Source organism: Caulobacter sp. UC70_42 (assembly GCF_044056025.1).
Lineage (GTDB): Bacteria > Pseudomonadota > Alphaproteobacteria > Caulobacterales > Caulobacteraceae > Caulobacter.
Genome location: NZ_CP171994.1, coordinates 521,501 through 537,267, shown reverse-complemented (window position 1 = coordinate 537,267; position 15,767 = coordinate 521,501). Strand labels below are relative to the sequence as shown.

General features: G+C 67.8%; 14 protein-coding genes and 4 pseudogenes. 4 read left to right on the top strand and 14 right to left on the bottom strand.

Annotated features, from left to right (window positions below):
- Nucleotides 1-54 precede the first annotated feature (54 nt).
- Together ACHMW8_RS02915 and ACHMW8_RS02910 are read right to left on the bottom strand one after the other, a co-directional pair.
- Nucleotides 55-114 (bottom strand): annotated as a pseudogene (locus ACHMW8_RS02915) (hypothetical protein); the annotation flags it as partial.
- Nucleotides 115-203: 89 nt separating this feature from the next.
- Nucleotides 204-1,415, bottom strand: a pseudogene (locus tag ACHMW8_RS02910) (ABC transporter transmembrane domain-containing protein); the annotation flags it as partial.
- Between the two features lie 207 nt (nucleotides 1,416-1,622).
- Here ACHMW8_RS02910 and ACHMW8_RS02905 point away from each other — a divergent pair.
- The 4 genes from ACHMW8_RS02905 (at nucleotide 1,623) to ACHMW8_RS02890 (ending at nucleotide 5,091) form a co-directional block, all read left to right on the top strand.
- Nucleotides 1,623-3,185 carry a cytochrome ubiquinol oxidase subunit I gene (locus tag ACHMW8_RS02905; protein WP_125155458.1) on the top strand — a complete coding sequence of 521 codons (1,563 nt, stop codon included), beginning with the start codon at nucleotides 1,623-1,625 and terminating at the stop codon, nucleotides 3,183-3,185.
- Nucleotides 3,186-3,199: 14 nt separating this feature from the next.
- Entirely contained in the window at nucleotides 3,200-4,351 is a 1,152-nt protein-coding gene (gene cydB, locus ACHMW8_RS02900) for a cytochrome d ubiquinol oxidase subunit II (protein WP_395444688.1), read from the top strand.
- A gap of 14 nt (nucleotides 4,352-4,365) precedes the next feature.
- Nucleotides 4,366-4,485: a cytochrome bd-I oxidase subunit CydX gene (gene cydX, locus ACHMW8_RS02895; RefSeq protein ID WP_035043223.1), complete on the top strand. Its 120-nt coding sequence runs from the start codon at nucleotides 4,366-4,368 to the stop codon at nucleotides 4,483-4,485.
- 153 nt (nucleotides 4,486-4,638) lie between these two features.
- Nucleotides 4,639-5,091, top strand: a complete 453-nt coding sequence (locus ACHMW8_RS02890; protein ID WP_125155460.1) for a chemotaxis protein CheW — start codon at nucleotides 4,639-4,641, stop codon at nucleotides 5,089-5,091.
- Nucleotides 5,092-5,179: 88 nt separating this feature from the next.
- Here ACHMW8_RS02890 and ACHMW8_RS02885 read toward each other — a convergent pair whose 3' ends face one another.
- From ACHMW8_RS02885 to tet, 12 genes and pseudogenes are all read right to left on the bottom strand, one after another.
- Entirely contained in the window at nucleotides 5,180-5,656 is a 477-nt protein-coding gene (locus ACHMW8_RS02885; protein WP_125155461.1) for an ASCH/PUA domain-containing protein, read from the bottom strand.
- 112 nt (nucleotides 5,657-5,768) lie between these two features.
- Nucleotides 5,769-6,458 (bottom strand): ribosome biogenesis GTP-binding protein YihA/YsxC, encoded by a 690-nt coding sequence (yihA, locus tag ACHMW8_RS02880; protein ID WP_125155462.1) that lies wholly within the window; start codon nucleotides 6,456-6,458, stop codon nucleotides 5,769-5,771.
- The gene (gene yidC / locus ACHMW8_RS02875; RefSeq protein WP_125155463.1) at nucleotides 6,458-8,314 is read right to left on the bottom strand and encodes a membrane protein insertase YidC; all 1,857 of its coding nucleotides are present in this window, start codon (nucleotides 8,312-8,314) and stop codon (nucleotides 6,458-6,460) included. Before yidC ends, yihA begins: the two co-directional genes overlap by 1 nt.
- Before the next feature lie 7 nt (nucleotides 8,315-8,321).
- Nucleotides 8,322-8,774 carry a ribonuclease P protein component gene (rnpA, locus tag ACHMW8_RS02870; protein WP_395445879.1) on the bottom strand — a complete coding sequence of 151 codons (453 nt, stop codon included), beginning with the start codon at nucleotides 8,772-8,774 and terminating at the stop codon, nucleotides 8,322-8,324.
- Between the two features lie 92 nt (nucleotides 8,775-8,866).
- A complete protein-coding gene (gene rpmH / locus ACHMW8_RS02865) occupies nucleotides 8,867-9,001 on the bottom strand; it encodes a 50S ribosomal protein L34 (protein ID WP_004622337.1) in 135 nt (44 codons plus the stop codon).
- A 189-nt stretch (nucleotides 9,002-9,190) separates the two neighbouring features.
- On the bottom strand, nucleotides 9,191-10,186 hold the full coding sequence (locus tag ACHMW8_RS02860) for an NADPH:quinone oxidoreductase family protein (RefSeq protein WP_395444687.1): 996 nt from the start codon (nucleotides 10,184-10,186) through the stop codon (nucleotides 9,191-9,193).
- A gap of 137 nt (nucleotides 10,187-10,323) precedes the next feature.
- Nucleotides 10,324-11,382: pseudogene (locus ACHMW8_RS02855) on the bottom strand (alpha/beta hydrolase); the annotation flags it as partial.
- Nucleotides 11,383-11,415: 33 nt separating this feature from the next.
- Nucleotides 11,416-12,051 carry a TetR/AcrR family transcriptional regulator gene (locus ACHMW8_RS02850; protein ID WP_125155467.1) on the bottom strand — a complete coding sequence of 212 codons (636 nt, stop codon included), beginning with the start codon at nucleotides 12,049-12,051 and terminating at the stop codon, nucleotides 11,416-11,418.
- A 217-nt stretch (nucleotides 12,052-12,268) separates the two neighbouring features.
- On the bottom strand, nucleotides 12,269-12,520 hold the full coding sequence (locus tag ACHMW8_RS02845; RefSeq protein WP_125155468.1) for a DUF2164 domain-containing protein: 252 nt from the start codon (nucleotides 12,518-12,520) through the stop codon (nucleotides 12,269-12,271).
- 120 nt (nucleotides 12,521-12,640) lie between these two features.
- Nucleotides 12,641-14,028: pseudogene (locus ACHMW8_RS02840) on the bottom strand (flavin-containing monooxygenase).
- A 75-nt stretch (nucleotides 14,029-14,103) separates the two neighbouring features.
- Entirely contained in the window at nucleotides 14,104-14,430 is a 327-nt protein-coding gene (locus ACHMW8_RS02835; RefSeq protein ID WP_395444686.1) for a hypothetical protein, read from the bottom strand.
- 107 nt (nucleotides 14,431-14,537) lie between these two features.
- A complete protein-coding gene (gene tet / locus ACHMW8_RS02830) occupies nucleotides 14,538-15,764 on the bottom strand; it encodes a Tet(A)/Tet(B)/Tet(C) family tetracycline efflux MFS transporter (protein WP_395444685.1) in 1,227 nt (408 codons plus the stop codon).
- Nucleotides 15,765-15,767 lie beyond the last annotated feature (3 nt).

Sequence of the window (15,767 nt, the reverse complement as noted above, 5' to 3'; positions counted from 1 at the left end):
ATTGGCCGTCGGCTCGTCCAGCAGCAGGATCGGGGCGGGCTTGAGCAGGGCGCGGGCCAGGGACAGCCGCCGCCGCTCGCCGCCGGACAGACCGCTGCCGCGCTCGTCGAGCATGAAGTCGAGGCCGCCGGGCCGGTCAGGATCAGGCCGACGGCTTTCGCCGCCGCCTCGATGTCGGCGCGGGTCGCGTCGCGGCGCGACAGGGCGATGTTGTCGGCGATCGAGGCGGGCAGGATCAGCGGCGACTGGCCGGCCCAGGCGATGTCGGCGGCGCGGGGGGGCGCGCCGTCGATCAGGATTTTCCCGCCGGTCAGGGGCGCGAGCTCCAGCAGCAGGTTCAGCAGCGAGCTCTTGCCCGCGCCGCTGGGGCCGACCAGGGCGGTGATGGTTCCGGCCTGGGCCACGAGGTCGAAGCCGTCCAGCGCCGGCGCGTCGGCGTCGGGATAGCGGACCGTGACGCCCTCGAAGCGGATGGTCGGGGCCTGGGCCAGCGGCGTCGCGACGGGTTTCTCCGCGGGCCTTTCGAAGGTCGCGAGACTGGCCGAGGCTGCCTCGGCGGCCTGGCGGTCGTGATAGGCGGCGGCCAGGCGGCGCATCGGGGCGTAGATCTCCGGCGCCAGGGCCAGGACGAAGAAGGCGCGCTTCAGATCCAGGGTCTCGGGGACCGGGAACGGCAGCAGGCGCAGCAGGTTGAAGCCGCAATAGACCGCCACCAGCGCCACCGACAGGGCCGCGAAGAACTCCAGCGCCGCCGAGGAGATGAAGGCCACGCGCAGCACGCGGATGGTGCGCTCGGCCAGCTCGGAAGCCGATCGGCGCAGGGCGGCGGCGGTCGTCCCCTCGGCCTGGAAGGCCAGCACCACGGGCAGGGCGCGGACGCGGTCCAGGAAGAGGCCCGAGAGGCGCTCCAGGGCCAGGAATTGGGCTCGGCTCTCGGCGGCGGCGGCCGTGCCGGCCAGGATCATGGCGGCGATGAAGGGAATGAGCGTGGCCAGCAGAATGCCGGCGCAGATCGGGCTGGCGATCGCGGCCACGGCGATCATCATCAGCGGCAGGACCGCGGCGGAAAGTCGCGCGGGCAGGAAGCGGGCGAAGTGGCCGTCCAGAGCCTCCACGCCCTCGACCAAGGCGGTGACGGCCTGACCCGTCGGGCGACGCGGGCCAGCGAACACGGAACGCGCCAGGTCGGCGCGGGCGGCGGCCTTGGCCTGGGCGGCGGCGCGCGCCCCCGCTTCGCTCGCCGCGCGGGCCAGCCAGCCTCGCAGGCCGCCGGCCAGGATGATCGCGAACAGGCAAAGGCCCAAGGTCAGCGGCCCACGCCCGCTGGCCACGGCGTCGACGCCAAACGCCAGGCCCGCCGCGAAGCCGATCGCGGCCACGCCGTCCAGCAGCACGAACAGCCGCGCGCGGCCCATGGCGGACCCACCGCGCCGGCTGGCCTGCTTGAGCCACGTCCCGGGTTCAACGGAACCATCAATCTGCACTATGTCGGCGCCCATGGGTTGAGTGTAGGCTCGTTTGGTCCGCGAGCCTTGATCCCGATCAAGGACCGGACGGTCGCGGCGGTCTAGGGGAAAGTCCTCGAACGGCGTGATCATCGGCCGTTCGTTTGGGAGCTGTCCATGGACCCCGCCGTCATTGATCTATCGCGACTGCAGTTCGCGCTGACCGCCTTGTACCATTTTCTGTTCGTGCCCCTGACGTTGGGGCTCAGCATCATGCTGGTCATCATGGAGAGCATCTATGTGATGACCAAACGGCCGATCTGGCGGACCACCACCCGCTTCTGGGGCGCGCTGTTCGGCATCAATTTCGTGCTCGGCGTGGCCACCGGCATCACCATGGAATTCCAGTTCGGCATGAACTGGTCCTACTACTCGCACTATGTCGGCGACATCTTCGGCGCCCCATTGGCGATCGAAGGGCTGATGGCCTTCTTCATGGAAGCCACCTTCGTCGGGCTGATGTTCTTCGGCTGGGACAAGCTCAAGCCAGTCGGCCACCTGTTCGTGACCTTCATGGTCGGTCTGGGCACCAATCTGTCGGCCCTGTGGATCCTGGTCGCCAACGGCTGGATGCAGAACCCGATGGGCGCGGCCTTCAATCCCGACACCATGCGCATGGAAGTCTCCAGCTTCCGCGACGTGCTGTTCAACCCGGTGGCCCAGGCCAAGTTCGTGCACACGGTCAGCGCCGGCTACGTGATCGCCGCCGTGTTCGTTCTGGGTATCTCGGCGCTGTATCTTCTGAAGGGCAAGTACGCGGGCGTGGCCAAGCGCTCGATGACCGTCGCTGCCGCCTTCGGCCTGGCCGCCTCGCTGTCGGTGGTCGTGCTGGGCGACGAGAGCGGCTACGCCCTGACCGACAACCAGAAGATGAAGCTGGCGGCGCTGGAAGCCATGTGGGAGACCGAGCCCGCCCCGGCCGGTCTGACGGCCTTCGGCATACCGGACCTTAAGGAACGCAAGACCCACGCCGAGATCAAGATCCCCTATGTCCTGGGCCTGATCGCCACCCGCAGCTTCGACAAGCCGGTGGAGGGCATCTTCCAACTGGTCGCCAAGGCGCAGGATCGCATCGAGAGCGGCGTCGTCGCCTACGGAGCGGTCGAGGCCCTGAAGGCCAACCCTAAGGACATGACCGCCCGCGCCACCTTCGAGCAGCACCGCCGCGACCTGGGCTACGCCCTCCTGCTGAAGCGCTATGTCGCCGATCCGCGTCAGGCCGGCCCAGACCTGATCGTCAAGGCGGCCTGGGACACGGTGCCGCCGGTGCCGGTGATGTTCTGGGCCTTCCGGATCATGGCCGGGATCGGTTTCCTGATGATCGCTCTGTTCGCCACGGCGTTCGTGCTGGTCACCCTGCGCAAGCACGACACCAAGTGGTTCCTGATCATCGCCGTGGCGGCCATCCCGCTGCCGTGGATCTCGACCGAGCTTGGCTGGTTGCTGGCTGAGGTCGGCCGGCAGCCCTGGGCGGTGGACGGCGTGCTGCCGACCTTCCTGGGCGCCTCGAGCCTGTCCGTCCCGCAACTGCTGACCAGCATCGCGGCCTTCACCCTTCTGTACGGCGCGCTGGCCGTGGTCGAGATCGGCCTGATCATCAGGACCGTCAAGAAGGGCCCCTTCGCCCCGCATGAGCCGGTGCTCGACGGATCCGTCGAAGCCGAACCGGCCGTCGCTTAAAGGAGCGCTGAATCATGGATATCCCCGTCGATTTCGCCACGCTTCGCGTCATCTGGTGGGCCCTGGTCGGGATCCTCCTGATCGGCTTCGCCTTGACCGATGGCTTCGACATGGGCGTCGGAGCGCTGCTGCCCTTCGTCGCCAAGACCGACCAGGAACGCCGGATGGTCATCAACACCGTCGGCGCGACCTGGGAAGGCAACCAGGTGTGGTTCATCCTGGGCGGGGGCGCGATCTTCGCGGCCTGGCCGTTCGTCTACGCCATCAGCTTCTCGGGTTTCTATCTGGCGATGTTCGTGGTCCTGGCGGCGATGATCATGCGACCGGTGGGCTTCAAGTATCGCTCCAAGCGGCCGAATCCGAAGTGGAGGGTGTTCTGGGACTGGAGTTTGTTCGTCGGCGGCTTCGTGCCGGTGCTGGTGTTCGGCGTGGCCATGGGCAATGTGCTGCAAGGCGCGCCCTTCCGCCTGGATAGCGACCTGCGGGCCTTCTACGAGGGCGCCTTCATCGGTCTGTTCTCGCCCTTCGCCCTGGTGTGCGGTCTGCTGTCGGTCTCGATGCTGGTGCTGCACGGCGCAGCGTGGCTGACCATCAAGGCCGAGGAAGGGCCGGTCACCGAGCGCGCCCGCCTGTTCGGCGAGATCGCGGCCCTGGCCAGCATCGTGCTGTTCGCGGCCGGCGGCTTCTGGGTGGCGTTTGGCGGCCTTGGCTTCCGGATCGAGGGCTTGGCCGACGCGGCTGGTCCGTCCAACCCGCTGCGCGGCGCCGCCGCCGTGCGGGCTCCGGGCGCCTGGCTCGACAACTATGGCCGCCATGGCTGGATGGTCATCGCCCCGGTTCTGGGCTTCGTGGGCGCGGCCCTGGCCCTCTATGGCCTGCGGTTCAACAAGGCCTGGGCGGCGTTCAGCGGCTCGTCCGCTTCGGCCGTCGGCATCATCGCGACCGTCGGCCTGTCGATGTTCCCGTTCATCCTGCCCAGCAGCTTTGATCCGCGCTCCAGCCTGACGGTGTGGAACGCCTCGTCCAGCCACATGACGCTGTTCATCATGCTGATCGTGACGTTGATCTTTCTGCCGCTGGTCCTGATCTACACCGCCTGGGTCTACAAGGTGCTGTGGGGCCGCAGCACCACTGGCGCCCTCGCCACCAACCCCGACCTGTACTGAGGAGCTAGAAAGTCATGTGGTACTTCACCTGGATCCTCGGCCTCGGTCTCGCGGTCGCCTTCGGCGTGCTGAACGGCGTCTGGTACGAGTTCAACCTGTCGGACGACGGCGACGAGGGCCTGTCGGAGCCGTAGGGACTCGGTTTGAGGGGGCGCGACAATCCGGCGCGCCCCTTCGAGCTCAGCCTTAACGGTTGTTAAAGGCCCTTCGGGCTCTTGTAGGCGGGAGCCCGAGAGCGCGTCGAACACGCCGCCCCGGGACCGCTGAATTCGACCCGGGGATATCGCATGACCGACAACACCGCGCCCGCGCTGGAATTGATCTCGTTCTGCATCGGCGAGCAGGAATTCTGCATCGACGTGAAGACGGTCCGTGAAATCCGCGGCTGGACCCCGGCCACCCCGATCCCGCACGCGCCGGCCTATATGCGCGGCGTTATCAACCTGCGCGGTGCGATCATGCCGGTCATCGACCTGCGCAACCGCCTGGGCCTGGGCGTCACCATCCCCGAGACCCGCCACGTGATCGTGGTTGTCGAGTGCCAGGATCGCCTGGCCGGCATCCTGGTCGACGCCGTGTCGGAGACCTTCACCGTGCCGCGCGACAGCCTGCAGCCGGCCCCCGATGTCGGCGTCGAAGAGCTGCGCTACATCCAGGCCATCATCTCGATGGAAAACCGCCTGATCACCTATCTGCGCATGGACGACGTGTTCCCCGCCGTGGTTCGCGAAGCCGCGTAGGCCCTGGATGCTTCCCCTCCGGGGGAGGGCAAAAGAAAAGGCCGCCGAGGGCAACCTCGGCGGCCTTTTCCTTGCGCGCTGCGCTGGATCAGATCTTGCGGACGATCCGCGCCGCTGCGGCGTGGAAGCCCGCTTCGGCGGCGGCGAGGTCGGCCACGGCGCCTTGGCGCTCGGCCGCGACGCCCATGTTGCTCGCCGCGTAGCTCTCCGAGACCTTGCGGGCTCCCTGGGCGCGCAGGGCCGCGTTGGAGGCGGCGGTCTCGTGCCAGGTCGCCAGGCTTTCGGCGGTGACCTCGGCGGCGGCGTCTGGATGCGGGGGGACCTCGCCGAAGCCGATGGCCACGAAGCCGTGGATGACGCCGTAGTCTTCTTCCGACAGCAGGAAGGTGATCTGGCGCTCTTCGGTCTGGCCGGTATAGGCGTCGTCCTCCGGATCGAACTCGCGCAGCACCAGGATGTCGCCGACCTTGAACTCGCGGTCGTTGCGGCGGATCTCGAAGCGCTTCTGGCCCGAACGCACGGCGGCGAAATACTTGGGCCAGGTCTTCAGTTCGTGGCGGGTCATGGTCGGCGGACTTTTCTTACGGAAACGGGAAGGCGGGGGTTCTGAGCGGCGAACCCTAGCTTGAGGTTAATGGCGATCGAAAGGCTGTGGATGGCTCCACGGCCCCGTCAACTCATTCGTCGATGCAGAGGCGGACGATCTCGGCTCGCAGCTCCGGCATGCCCAGGCCTTTCTCGGACGAGGTGGCCAGCACGCGCGGGAAGGCGGCGGCGCGCTTGGAGATCGCCTTCAGCGTCTCGGCCACGACCTTGTCGACCTCGTGCGGCTTGATCTTGTCGGCCTTGGTCAGCACGATCTGGTAGGACACCGCCGCCGTATCCAGGGCGTCCAGCGCCTCCAGGTCGACCTTCTTGAGGCCATGGCGGGCGTCGATCAGCACATAGACGCGCTTCAGGTTCGGACGGCCGCGCAGATAGGCCCGGCCCAGGTCCTGGAACTTGTCGGCGATCGAGCGCGAAACGCGGGCGAAGCCGTAGCCGGGCAAGTCGACCAGGCGGATCTTCTCGGCCAGCAGGAAGAAGTTGATCTCCCGCGTGCGGCCCGGCTCGTTCGAGGCGCGGGCCAGGTACTTCTGGCCGACCAGCCCGTTGATCAGGCTGGACTTGCCGACGTTGGAGCGGCCGGCGAAGGCCACTTCCGGCAGATCCGCGGCGGGCATGGCGTCCATGCGCACCGCGCCCATGATGAACGAGACCGGCTGGGCGAAGAACACCCGCGCCGTCTCGATCTGCTCGTCCGTGAAGTCGGCCGCGCCCGGCAGGACGCTCGGAAGCTCGGCGGGAAGGTTGGGTTCGTCGTTCATCAGGTGGCGTTAGCAGGTTTGCCCTGCAAGCGGGCGATGATCTTGTCGATCGGGTTCTCGACCTTGTAGCGGCGCATGATGATGTACTGCTGGATGATGGTCAGGACGTTGCTCCAGCACCAGTAGATCACCAGGCCCACGGCGAACTGCGACAGGGTGAAGGTGAAGACGATCGGGAACAGCTGGAAGATCCGCTGTTGCATCGGGTCGCCCGCCGGCGGGTTCATCGCCGTCGTCAGCCACATGGTGAAGCCGTACAGCAGCGGCCAGACGCCGATGTGCAGGGTGGTCGACAGGAAGGCGCCGATCAGCGGGGCGTGGGCCGGGTCCCAGGGGATCAGGCCGAACAGGTTGAAGATCGTCGTCGGATCGCGCGCCGACAGGTCGTGGATCCAGCCGAAGAACGGCGCGTGGCGCATCTCGATGGTGACGGTCAGCACCTTGTACAGCGAGTAGAAGACCGGGATCTGCACCAGCATGGGCAGGCAGCCCATCATGGGGTTGATCTTCTCCTTGGCGTACAGGGCCATCATCTCCTGCTGCTGTTTTGCAGGATCGTCCTTGTGCTTGGCCTTCAGCTTCTCGACCTCGGGGGAGATCTTCTTGATCTTGGCCATGCTCTCATAGCTCTTGTCCGCCATCGGATAGAGGATGAGCTTGAGCAGGACGGTCAGCGCCATGATGGCCAGGCCGAAGTTGCCGACCAGCTTGTAGAAGATCTCCAGGATGTTGAAGATCGGGCGCGTGAAGAAGCGGAACATGCCCCAGTCGACGGCGTCGTCGAAGCGCGGGATTTCCGACTTGGCGCTGCTCCAGAACTCCCAGATGGCCGGGGCGGGCGTCGCGCCGTACTCGTACTTGCGCAGCAGCGGCACGGTCTTGGCGCCGGCGAACAGGCGGGTCTTCTGGGTCAGGGTCGCGCCCGGGTTCAGGGCCTGGGTCGGACCGACGAAGTTGACGTCGTAGATATCCGTGCCGCCAGCCTGGGTGACGCGGTACTGGGCCTTGATGGTCTGGTCCTGGTTGGGGATCAGGGCCGCCAGCCAGTACTTGTCGGTGATGCCGGCCCAGCCGCCGACCGAGTCGAAGGTCGAGAGCGGCTTGTCCTTCTTCCACTTGCCGTACTTGGCCAGTTCCAGCTTCTGGTCCTTGCCCGAGCCCAGCACGCCGATGGCGCCTTCGTGGACGATCTGGGTCTTGCCCAGGTGGTCGGTGATGCCCTGGCGCTGGACGGTGGCGTAGGGGGCCAGCTGGAAGGCGGCGGTCCCGTTGTTCTTGACGCTGTCGGTGACGGTGAACATCGCCTGGTCGTCCACGCTGATCAGGCGCGTGAAGGTCAGGCCCATGCCGTTGTCATAGGTCAGGGTGACGGGAGAATTGGGACGCAGCACCTGGCCCGGCGCGGCGGTCCAGACGGTGCGGCTGTCGGGCAGGCCCGGCAGGTTGGCGCCGGCCCAGCCGAAATCGGCGAACCAGGCGTGCTCGGCGCCCTCGGGGCGGAACAGCTCGACCGGCGGCGAGCCCTTGTCGGTGGTCTCGGCGTACTTGCGCAGGAACAGGTCGTCGATGCGGCCGCCCTTCAGGGCGATCGAGCCCGACAGGGCCGGCGTGTCGACCACGATGCGCGGGCTCTGGGCCTTGGCGGCGTCGCGCGACAGGCGCAGCGGGGCCGGATTGCCGTTGGCGTCCAGGGTCACGCCCGGCTGCGTCGCGGCCTGGACCTGGGCGGCCTTCTTGGCGCGCGCCTCGATCTCGGCGCGCTTCTGCTGCGGACCCAGGATGAAGAACTGGTACCCGATCAGGATCACGAACGCGCTGACGATGAACATCAGCGTGTTTTTGTTGTCGTTCTGCATGGAGCGCTTAACCGGAAACTCTGAGATCGGGTTGTTGGGAAGAAACGGCGACGGCGGGTTCGCCGGACGATGGCTTGGAGACTCTGGCCTCCGCGCGATCATGCTCGGCGGCGAGGCTTATCAGCGCGGTTTTGACATCGTCAAGCAAACGCCCCCATTCGCGCGTCGTGGTTCCTCCGCGCGCGATGAACACATAGTCGTGCGAAGGGCGCGCATGAAGGGGCAGGACCAGCCGGGCGGCCTCGCGGAGGCGGCGCTTGGCGCGGTTGCGATCGACGGCCCCGCCGATCTTCTTGGTGGCCGTGAAGCCGACCCGAACGACCGGATCGTCGTCGGGGCGCCTGCGCATCTGGATGAAGACGGCGCCGCGCGACAGGGCCGGGGCCTTGGCCGCCAACAGGAAGTCAGGGCGCTTGCGCAGCCGCTCGAAGCGAAGGGGGGCGAACTTGAGTTCAGCCATGAAAAAGCCGCCTTTCCGGCGAGAACCTGAAACCAGGTCTGTGGAAAAGGCGGCTTTGGTCATCGTCTTACCTCCCGAGGGAGGAAGGGAAATTAGGCGGTCAGGCGCTTGCGGCCCTTGGCGCGGCGACGCGCGACGACCTTTTGGCCGTTCTTGGTGGCCATACGCGCGCGGTAGCCGTGACGGCGGGCGCGCACGAGCTTCGACGGCTGGAAGGTGCGCTTCACGACGTGGCTCCGAAATGCAAATAGGTTGAACGCGGTGACCAGGTCCCCGCGAGTGAGGGGCGGTGGATAAAAGAACGGGCGAGGGATGTCAACCTGAGTCGGTTCAGGGACTTAATATCCTTGCCCCCTCCGGGCCTGCGTCCCTCTTCCCCTCCGGGGGAGGAGCGCGAAGCGCGGAGGGGGCAAGCATCACGGCGCGATCACCGCTTTCCCAACCACCTTGCGCTCTGCCAGCAGATCGAAGGCCCCCCGCCAGCGATCCAGAGGCAATTCGGCGTGGACGTGGGGACGTATGACGCCCTCGTCCGCCATGGTCCAGATCGCCTCGGCGTTTTCGCGGCCCTTTTCGGGAAACTGGCGACCGTACTCTCCGGCCCGTACGCCCATGACCGAGAAGCCCTTGATCAGCGGCATGTTGACCGAAACGTTCGGAATCCGGCCCGAGGTGAAGCCGATGACCAGCAGCCGCCCGTCGAAGGCGATGCAGCGGACGCTCTCGTCGAACACGTCGCCGCCCACGGGATCGTAGATCACGTCAGCCCCCCGGCCGCCGGTGATCTCTTTCACCCGCTCGCGGAACCCGCCGGTGACGTTGACGACCGCGTCGGGGGCGTAGAGGGCCCGCACCGTCTCCAGCTTGTCGTCCGAGGCCGAGGCGGCGATGACCCGCGCCCCCAGCGCCTTGGCCAGGTCCACCGCCGCCAGGCCGACCCCGCCGGCCGCGCCGTGAACCAGCACCCACTCGCCGGGCTCCAGCCGCGCGCGGCGGACCAGGGCGACATAGGCCGTGAGATAGGCCGCGCCGTAGGCGGCGGCTTCGGCGAACGACAGCCGCGCGGGCTTGGGCTTCAGGGCGCTCGCGGAGAGCGCCGCGTATTCCGCGAACCCGCCCAGCCGCGCGCCGCCGACCACGGCGTCGCCGATCCTGAGACCGGTGACGCCCTCGCCCAGGGCGGCGACCTCGCCGGCGATGTCGAGGCCGGGCGTGAAGGGCAGGGGCGGTTTGAACTGGTAGTCGCCGCGCGTCATCAGCAGGTCGGGGAAGTTGACGCTGGCGGCGCGGACGCGGACCAGCGCCTCGCCGGGGCCGGGCTGGGGCGTGGGGACGTCACGGACCGCGCAGCCGGCGAAGTCGGGCTCCAGGTCCTCGACGACGAGGGCGCGCATGGTGGGGGGAGGGGTCATTCTTCAAGGCCCACTAGACTTGTCGTCCCGGCCGCAGCGAAGCGGAGAGCCGGGACCCAGGGGCCACCGCACAGGACTTGGCCCCTGGGTCCCGGACAGCCTCTGCGAGGCTTCCGGGATGACAAGGTTGAGTACGTTTATGAGCGCTGATCAAACGCCTGCCGCACCAGCCCCGCGATCTCGCGACAAGCTCCGTCCGCCGCCGGGATCGCGCCGGTGAAGGCCGTGAACCCGTGGGCCAGGCTATCGTAGCAGCGGTACAGCACCGGCACGCCGGCCGCCTGCAGCCGCTTGGCGTAACCCTCGCCTTGGTCGACCAGCGGGTCGAAGCCGGCGGTGGCGACCACGGCGGGCGCCAGGCCCGTCAGGTCGGCGGTCCTGTCCGGCGACAGGCGCGGGTCGGCCGGGTCGGCGTCGGCGCTCATATAGTGGCCCATGAACCAGTCCATGGTCGCCCGGGTCAGGGGATAGGCGTCGGCATAGGTGGTCATGGACGGCGTCTCGCTGGCCACGTCCACGGCGGGATAGATCAGGATCTGCGCGGCCGGCTGCGGCTCGCCCTTGCGGGCCATCTCCTGGGCGACGATGGCGGCGAAGTTGCCGCCCATGCTGTCGCCGCCGATCGCCGGCGGGACTGAGGCGGCGCCGAAGCGGGCGGTGTTGTCGCGCGCCCAGCGATAGGCGGCCAGCACGTCTTCCAGACCGGCGGGGAACTTGTGGTCCGGGGCCAGGCGGTAGTCGACCGAGATCACCGCCGTGCGGACGATCCGCGCCAGGATCGAGCAAAAGGCGTGGCAGGTCTCCAGGTCCCCGATCACCCCGCCGCCCATGTGGGCGTAGACGATCAGCGGCGCGCTGGCGTCCTGAGCGTCCGGCCGATAGGCGCGGCACGGGATCGGGCCGTTGGGGCCCTCGACCGACAGGCTCTCGGTGCGCACGCCCGGCTCCAGCGGGCCCTGCACGGCGGCCAGGCCCCGGGCGCTGCCGGCCACGGCCTCGGCGGGGCTGAGATTGGTCATGGGCGGCAGCTTCTTGGCCGCGTGGGCGAAGAACTGAAAGCGGGGGTCAAGGGTTCGCCCGCCCTTATAGACGACCCCGCCGCCCGACATGGCCCGCAGGATCGGGCTGGGCAGCGACAGGATCAGCTTTAGGATGGTCTTCTGGGCGGCGTCGGAGGCCATGGTTTCCCCACTCTCTGCGTTCTTGTTGTTCTGGTTATCTGGAAGGCTCTAGAGCCTTGGCAAGGCCGGCAGCCCGCCCAGGATCAGCTTGACCGCGAAATCCGCCGCGCCCTCGGTGTCGACCGGTCGTCGCTCCAGCATCTTGTCGCCGATCTCGCGAGCCACGGCGATACAGGCGGCGGTCAGATAGTCCAGGTCGACCGGCGGGGCGTGGGTCTGCTCCAGCACCCGAGCGAAGGCTTCGCGGACCTCGTCGAACACGGCGGTCACCTCGGGCGACGGACGCGCGTGCGGGATCTGCTCGCCCGGCGGACGGTTGATGCGCCAGCTTTCCTGCTCGGTGGCCACGAAGTTGAAATAGGCCAGGATCGCGCCGCGCACGAACGACGGGAAATCGACGGCCTTCTCTGACTCGGCGCGCAGGAGGGGACGGAAGCGTCGCGCGCCGTCGTCGGCCAGGGCGTCGAACACCTCCTCCTTGGACTTGTAGTAGTTGTAGAAGGTGCCCGAGGCCAAACCCGTGCGACGGATGATGTCGCGCACCGTGGCGGCGTCGTAGCCCAACTCGCCGAACACCTCGCGCGCGGCGTCCAGGATCGCCTGGCGGTTGGCGGTCTTAGTGCGTTCCCGCTTGCCCGGCCGCTGATCGACATGGGGCTTGGGAAAATAGGCGATATTGGACATGGACCGCGACTTAAGAAGGGGACGTTCGTGACGCCCCGTCAAGATCACAGCCTTACTCCGCGGCGACACGCAAGACCTTGCGCCGCCCGGGGTTGAATCGGCAGGGGATCGCCGGTCATCAAGCTTCCTCCCGTCCCCGCCCCTGGCGGGGCGACTTATCATTGTTCAGGAAGGATGCGCCGCTGGCCAGGGGCGTCAATGCTGACGCGTGGGGAAGTCAGAGCGGCTTGATCGGCTGCTCGATCTCCCAGACCGCCTCGCTGATCGCCTCCAGCTTCTCGCGATACAGCGCCGAGGCGTCGTGGAGGCCCTGGTTGTAATAGTACGGCCCCAACCGTTCGCTGATGAAGTCGAGCAGGAACTCGGCGTCGAAGCCCTTCACCTCGAGGTCCAGCTCGGTCCGCAGATAGTCCGACAGCCCGCCGACCAGCTTGGCGCGGGTGTCCTTGTCGAAGGTGATCTTGGCCATGGGGGCTCCTATTGTGGGAGAGGTATCCCAATTGCCCCCTCCGCGCCTACGGCGCTCCTCCCCCGGAGGGGGAAGAGGGATCCTTCCGCCCCCCTCCGGGGGCGGACGATCGCGAAGCGATCAGGTGGGGGCCAGCAGCGGTTCGGTCTTGATCTCCGCCAGCGCCGCCACCGGCAGCTTTCCGCCGGCCGCCCGCGCCCGCGTCTCGCCCTTGGCGATCTCCTTCTTCAGATCGGCGCAATAGACGTTGAAGTCGACCTGGATGGTGTGTCGCGCCGAGTTCGTAGAACTGGCCGGTGTGGCGCGCCTCGTCCTTGGCCATGATCCGGACCATTTCTGCCTCGGAGGGCGGCGCGTATTTCCCCGCCAGATAGGCCGCGGCCAGCTTCGCCTGCTGCTCGGCGAAGTTCACCAGGGTCGGCAGCGGCTGGGCCAGGCCCATGAAGAAGAGGTTGGGGATTCCCGGCTTCATCATCCGCTTGAACAGCGGGAAGCGGTGGTCGGCGTCCGGCAGCAGGGCCGGATCGTCGAAGAACGGGAAGCTGATCTTGTAGCCGGTGGCGAAGACGATGGCGTCGACGTCCTCGACGGTGTCGTCGGCGAAGCGCACGCGCTTGCCTTCCAGCGCCTTGATCGCCGGCTTGAACTTGATGTCGCCGCAGCCCGCGCGGGTCAGGAACTCGCCCGAGACCGAGGGGTGCGCCTCCAGCGGCTCGTGGTCGGGCTTGGGCAGGCCGTAGTCCTCCATCCGGCCGATGGTCTTCTTCAGCACCGATCGGGCCAGGGCCACGCCCAGCTTGCGCGGCATCCAGGCCGGCATGGCGCTCTTATCCGCCGGCTTGCCGTTCAGGTACTTGGGGGAACACCCACACCCCGCGTCGGGCCGAGACCCACAGGTTTTTCGCGATCGGCCGCTGGGAGAGCTCGCTGGCGATATCCATGGCCGAATTGCCCATGCCGACCACCACGACGTTCTTGCCGCGCATGTCCACCGGATCGAACGGGTCGCTATAGGCGTGGGCATGGAAGGCCGGGCCGTCGAACTCGCCCGGATACTCCGGCACGCGCGGATCCCAGTGGTGGCCGTTGCAGACGAACAGCACGTCGTAGAGCCGGGTCTCGCCGGTCGACAGGGTCACCGACCAGAGGCCGTCGTCGGTTCGACGCGCCTTCTCGACGCGGGTGTTGAAGGTGATCGTCGGACGCAGGCCGAAGTGGTCGACATAGTCCTTGAAGTACTGGAACAGCTGGGCGTGATGCGGGAAGTCGGGCCAGTCCTTCGGCACGGGGAAGTCCTCGAACGCCAGCCGCCACTTGCTGGTGTCGATATGCAGGCTCTCGTAGCAGGCCGACATCCCGTTGGGGTTCTTGAAGTACCAGTTGCCGCCGATCTCGTCGGACATCTCGAAGCAGTCGTAGGGGACGCCGTAGTCCTTCAGCCGCTTGATCGTGGTGAAACCGCTGCAGCCCGCGCCGATGACGCACGCCTTGGGGAGCTTGGCCGTCATTCCATCCACCCTGACTTATCGTTGTTCAGGAGTGTACCGGCGTTACGCGGAGCGGCAAGCGGCCGTTGCGGAAGCCTAACGACCGAAGCGGGCCGGCGCATAGGTGGCCGTGCAGGCGGCGTTGCATTGGGCCCAGCGTCCGCCACACCCGTCATCGTCGCCGCCCGCCTGGCAGAAGTAGAGCGTCTTGGAGCAGGTCGTCTTGCACTGTTGGGTGTCGCCGGCGGGCCGGCCCGAGGCCAGGGGGATCGGGGCGGGCAGGATGAAGCTGGGCGCGTCGACCGGCGCGGCGAGGACGGTTACCGGTTTCTTGGGCTTCGGCGCGGCCGGAACCGTCGCTTGGCCGGCCAGGGCCGGGCCGGCGATGGCGAGGGTCAGCAAGACGAGCAGGCGGCGGCGCATGAAGCGACCCTAACGCGCCGGGGTAAAGGCCCGATTAACCATGTTTCCAGGGCTCGGACCGTCTTCGACGAGGCCCCTCGCGGTTAAGCGAGCCGCCCGCCAAGGCCCTATGCGTTGTCCCGCGCCGGCTTGGGCGGATGGCCGCTCAAGAGGATGGGCAGGCACAGCAGGCCGATCGCCGCGCCGGCCGTCCACACCAGGCCCGGAAACCAGCCGCGGCTGGCGAAATAGACCTGGGCGATGACCACCGGACCGATCACCGAGGCCAGGCTCGCCAGACTCGCCAGCACGCCTTGCAGGCGGCCCTGCTGGTCCTCGCCGACCTGGGCCGACAGCAACGACTGGATCGCCGCGTGGCCTATGCCGCCCAGGCAGAAGAACGGCAGCAGCGCGAACGCCATCCAGCCCTTTGTCGCCAGGCCGATGGCGACATAGGCGAAGGCGTCGCAGACGATGGCGATGGCCAGGGTCTTGCGCTCGCCGAAGCGCTCGGCGAGCGGACCGGCCACGAAGGCCTGCGCCAGGGCGGTGAAGACGCCGAAGCCCGCCAGCGAGAAGCCGACCGTCCACGGATCCCAGGCGAACTTGTCCTCGCCGTACAGCACCCAGATCGTACCGCCGACCTCGCCGACGATCGCCAGCAGGACGAAGGCGGCCATCAGCGGCAGCAGGGCGGGGAAGGCGGTCGCCCAGCGCAGCGAGCCGAACGGGTTGAAGGCCGCGCGGTCGAACGGCCTGGCCCGACTCTCGGCCAGGGTCTTGTGCGACTCCGGCAGGATGAAGACGGCCATCAGGAAGTTGACGCCGTTCAGCGCGGCCGCCGCCAGGAACGGTGCGCGCGTCCAGACCTCGCCCAGGAACCCGCCGATCACCGGGCCCAGGATGAAGCCGACCCCGAACATGGCGCTGAACAGGCCAAAGCGGCGGGTGCGCTGCGCCTCGGGCGTGATGTCGGCTATATAGGCCTGGGCCACGGCCATGTTGGCCCCGGTGATCCCGGCGATGGCGCGGCCGACGAAGAGCCAGGCCAGCGAGGGCGCGAAGGCCATGAACACATAGTCGATCGCCGCGCCCGCCAGAGAGACCAGCAGCACCGGCCGCCGGCCCAGCTTGTCGCTGAGCGCTCCCAGCACCGGGGCGCAAAGGAACTGCATCAGGGCGTAGAGGCCCAGGAACGCCCCGAACCGCCAGCCGAGATCCCCGGTATGGCCGACCTCGCGCAGCAGGCTGGGGATGATCGGCATGACCAGGCCGATACCGACGGCGTCCAGCATCACGGTGGCCAAGATGAGAGGAAAGGCGAGCTTGGCGCGGCGCTGAAGATGATCGGGCATAAA

Bases quoted from the DNA above. Each gene is read 5' to 3' on its own strand.
- ACHMW8_RS02905 (WP_125155458.1), top strand. From the start codon at position 1,623: ATGGACCCCGCCGTCATTGATCTATCGCGACTGCAGTTCGCGCTGACC.
- cydB (WP_395444688.1), top strand. From the start codon at position 3,200: ATGGATATCCCCGTCGATTTCGCCACGCTTCGCGTCATCTGGTGGGCC.
- cydX (WP_035043223.1), top strand. From the start codon at position 4,366: ATGTGGTACTTCACCTGGATCCTCGGCCTCGGTCTCGCGGTCGCCTTC.
- ACHMW8_RS02890 (WP_125155460.1), top strand. From the start codon at position 4,639: ATGACCGACAACACCGCGCCCGCGCTGGAATTGATCTCGTTCTGCATC.
- ACHMW8_RS02885 (WP_125155461.1), bottom strand. From the start codon at position 5,656: ATGACCCGCCACGAACTGAAGACCTGGCCCAAGTATTTCGCCGCCGTG.
- yihA (WP_125155462.1), bottom strand. From the start codon at position 6,458: ATGAACGACGAACCCAACCTTCCCGCCGAGCTTCCGAGCGTCCTGCCG.
- yidC (WP_125155463.1), bottom strand. From the start codon at position 8,314: ATGCAGAACGACAACAAAAACACGCTGATGTTCATCGTCAGCGCGTTC.
- rnpA (WP_395445879.1), bottom strand. From the start codon at position 8,774: ATGGCTGAACTCAAGTTCGCCCCCCTTCGCTTCGAGCGGCTGCGCAAG.
- ACHMW8_RS02860 (WP_395444687.1), bottom strand. From the start codon at position 10,186: ATGACCCCTCCCCCCACCATGCGCGCCCTCGTCGTCGAGGACCTGGAG.
- ACHMW8_RS02850 (WP_125155467.1), bottom strand. From the start codon at position 12,051: ATGTCCAATATCGCCTATTTTCCCAAGCCCCATGTCGATCAGCGGCCG.
- ACHMW8_RS02845 (WP_125155468.1), bottom strand. From the start codon at position 12,520: ATGGCCAAGATCACCTTCGACAAGGACACCCGCGCCAAGCTGGTCGGC.
- ACHMW8_RS02835 (WP_395444686.1), bottom strand. From the start codon at position 14,430: ATGCGCCGCCGCCTGCTCGTCTTGCTGACCCTCGCCATCGCCGGCCCG.
- tet (WP_395444685.1), bottom strand. From the start codon at position 15,764: ATGCCCGATCATCTTCAGCGCCGCGCCAAGCTCGCCTTTCCTCTCATC.